The sequence below is a fragment of the Streptomyces sp. NPDC054847 genome, assembly GCF_053610925.1.
Map to the genome: position 1 here is coordinate 1 of NZ_JBSGZJ010000648.1, position 2,895 is coordinate 2,895.

Genomic DNA, 2,895 nt, shown 5'->3' on the forward strand with positions numbered 1-2,895 from the left:
CCACGGCCGCCGGGGACGGTGCGGTGGCCGTCAGCGCGCCGGCCGCAGGTGCACGATGTCGCCCGCGCTCACCGAGTGCCGTTCGCCGTCCGCGGTGGCGAGGACCAGCCTGCCGTCGCCGTCCAGGGCGACGGCCTCGCCGGTCAGGGCCGTGCCGCCGGGCAGCTCGGCCCGCACGTCGCGGCCGAGGGTGGCGCAGCCGGCCGCGTACGCCTCCTGGAGCCCGCAGGCGGCCGGGTCGCCGCCGGCGGTGCGCCAGGCGGTGTACCACTTCTCGAGGGAGCGCAGGACCGCCCGCAGCAGGGGGTCACGGTCGGTGGACACGGCGTCGGCGAGGGCAAGGGAACCCGAGGTGGGGACGGGCAGCTCGTCGGCGTGGAGGGAGACGTTGATGCCGAGTCCGAGCACCACGCCGTCGTCCCCGGCGCGCTCCGCGAGGATGCCGCCGGCCTTGCGTTCCTCGCCGTCGACGACGACCAGCAGGTCATTGGGCCATTTGAGGGACATGTCCGTGCCCGCGGCTCGCGCGAGCGCGGTCGCGGCCGCGACACCGGCGAGCAGCGGCAGCCAGCCCCAGCGCGTCACGGGCACGTCGGGGCCGGGCCGCAGGAGTACAGAGAAGAAGAGGCCGGAACGGGCAGGAGCACTCCAGGTGCGGTCCAGCCGGCCCCTTCCCGCGGTCTGCTCCTCCGCCACGAGCACCGCCCCCTCCGGCAGGGAGACGGCCCGTGCGGCCAGGTCGGAGTTGGTGGAGCCGGTGGACGCCACCACGTCCAGCGAGGTCCACAGGCCGCCGGGCACGATGACGGCGCGGCGCAGGACGGAGGCGTTCAGAGGGGGCCGCTCGAGGTCGGACCAGCGGCTCTCGGGCGCATTCGGAGGCGTCATGCAAGCCAGGTTAGGTGTGGCCAACGCCGCACTGCTGAACGGTATCCGCGCCGATACGCTACGAGTCAGTAGCAACCGATCGTTAACACGTCCCGGTAACCCAGTCCCCGTAAGCCGTCCCCGTGACCAGCCAGGGAGCCGCATCCCGATGTCCGAGCCGGAAAACGCCCTCTCCCAGAATCCGAGCAGCCACACCACCGCGGGAAAGATCGCGGATCTTCAGCGCCGTATCGAAGAGGCGACGCATGCCGGCTCCGCCCGTGCGGTGGAAAAGCAGCACGCGAAGGGCAAGTTGACGGCCCGGGAGCGGATCGATCTGCTGCTGGACGAGAACTCCTTCGTGGAGCTCGACGAGTTCGCCCGCCACCGCTCGACCAATTTCGGGCTGGAGAAGACACGGCCGTACGGGGACGGCGTCGTCACCGGTTACGGCACGGTCGACGGCCGCCCGGTCGCGGTCTTCTCGCAGGACTTCACCGTCTTCGGCGGCGCTCTCGGCGAGGTGTTCGGACAGAAGATCATCAAGGTGATGGACTTCGCGCTGAAGACCGGCTGCCCGGTCATCGGCATCAACGACTCGGGCGGCGCCCGTATCCAGGAAGGCGTCAGCGCGCTGGGCATGTACGGCGAGATCTTCCGCCGCAACACCCACGCCTCCGGCGTCATCCCGCAGATCTCGCTGGTCGTCGGCCCCTGCGCGGGCGGCGCGGTCTACTCGCCGGCCATCACCGACTTCACGGTCATGGTCGACCAGACCTCGCACATGTTCATCACCGGCCCCGACGTCATCAAGACCGTCACCGGCGAGGACGTCGGCTTCGAGGAACTGGGCGGCGCCCGCACCCACAACACCACCTCCGGTGTCGCGCACCACATGTCGGGCGACGAGAAGGACGCGATCGAGTACGTCAAGTCCCTGCTGTCGTACCTGCCGTCCAACAACCTCTCCGAGCCGCCGTCCTTCCCCGAGGAGGCGGACACCGCGGTCAGCGAAGAGGACCGCGAGCTGGACACGCTGATCCCGGACTCGGCGAACCAGCCGTACGACATCCGCACCGTCATCGAGCATGTCCTGGACGAGGGCGAGTTCCTCGAGACCCAGTCGATGTTCGCCCCGAACATCGTCACCGGTTTCGGCCGGGTCGAGGGCTTCCCGGTCGGCATCGTCGCCAACCAGCCGATGCAGTTCGCCGGCTGCCTGGACATCAACGCCTCCGAGAAGGCCGCACGCTTCGTGCGCACCTGCGACGCGTTCAACGTCCCCGTGCTGACCTTCGTCGACGTCCCCGGCTTCCTTCCGGGCGTGGACCAGGAGTACGGCGGCATCATCCGCCGCGGCGCCAAGCTGATCTACGCCTACGCCGAGGCCACCGTCCCGCTGATCACCGTCATCACCCGCAAGGCGTTCGGCGGCGCCTACGACGTCATGGGGTCCAAGCACCTGGGCGCCGACCTCAACCTCGCCTGGCCCACCGCCCAGATCGCCGTCATGGGCGCCCAGGGCGCGGTGAACATCCTGCACCGCCGCACCATCGCCGCCGCCGAGGGCGCCGAGGAGCAGGAAGCGACGAGGGCACGGCTCATCCAGGAGTACGAGGACGCGCTGCTCAACCCGTACACGGCGGCCGAACGCGGCTACATCGACGCCGTGATCATGCCCTCGGAGACCCGGGCACAGATCATCAAGGGCCTGCGCCAGCTCCGCACCAAGCGGGAAAGTCTGCCCCCCAAGAAGCACGGGAACATCCCCCTGTAGGGGCTCCGGGACACGAGGAAGGGACGCGACGATGATCAGGGTCGTACGAGGAAACCCGACTCCCGAGGAGCTGGCCGCCGCACTGGCGGTGGTCCAGGCCCGCGCCGCGGCGAGCGCCGGTGCCGCGGCCGGGGAACCGCGGATGCCGGAGGGATGGTCGGATCCGGCGCGCATCGCCCGCAGCAGCCGGCCGCTGCCCGGTCCGCGAGCGTGGGCACGCAGCTACTGGCCGGTGTGACGGCGCGGTGAGC

Annotated in this window: 3 protein-coding genes; 2 read left to right on the forward strand and 1 reads right to left on the reverse strand. The window is 70.5% G+C overall.

Annotated features, from left to right (window positions below; translation table 11 throughout):
- Window positions 1–30: 30 nt before the first annotated feature.
- The gene (locus ACWGH4_RS33705) at window positions 31–888 is read right to left on the reverse strand and encodes a biotin--[acetyl-CoA-carboxylase] ligase (RefSeq protein ID WP_453467556.1); all 858 of its coding nucleotides are present in this window, start codon (window positions 886–888) and stop codon (window positions 31–33) included.
- Between the two features lie 148 nt (window positions 889–1,036).
- On the opposite strand from ACWGH4_RS33705, the gene ACWGH4_RS33710 reads away from it, so the two are divergent.
- The gene (locus ACWGH4_RS33710) at window positions 1,037–2,644 is read left to right on the forward strand and encodes an acyl-CoA carboxylase subunit beta (protein ID WP_453467558.1); all 1,608 of its coding nucleotides are present in this window, start codon (window positions 1,037–1,039) and stop codon (window positions 2,642–2,644) included.
- A 31-nt stretch (window positions 2,645–2,675) separates the two neighbouring features.
- A complete protein-coding gene (locus ACWGH4_RS33715) occupies window positions 2,676–2,882 on the forward strand; it encodes an acyl-CoA carboxylase epsilon subunit (RefSeq protein WP_189466524.1) in 207 nt (68 codons plus the stop codon).
- The last annotated feature ends 13 nt before the right edge of the window (window positions 2,883–2,895 follow it).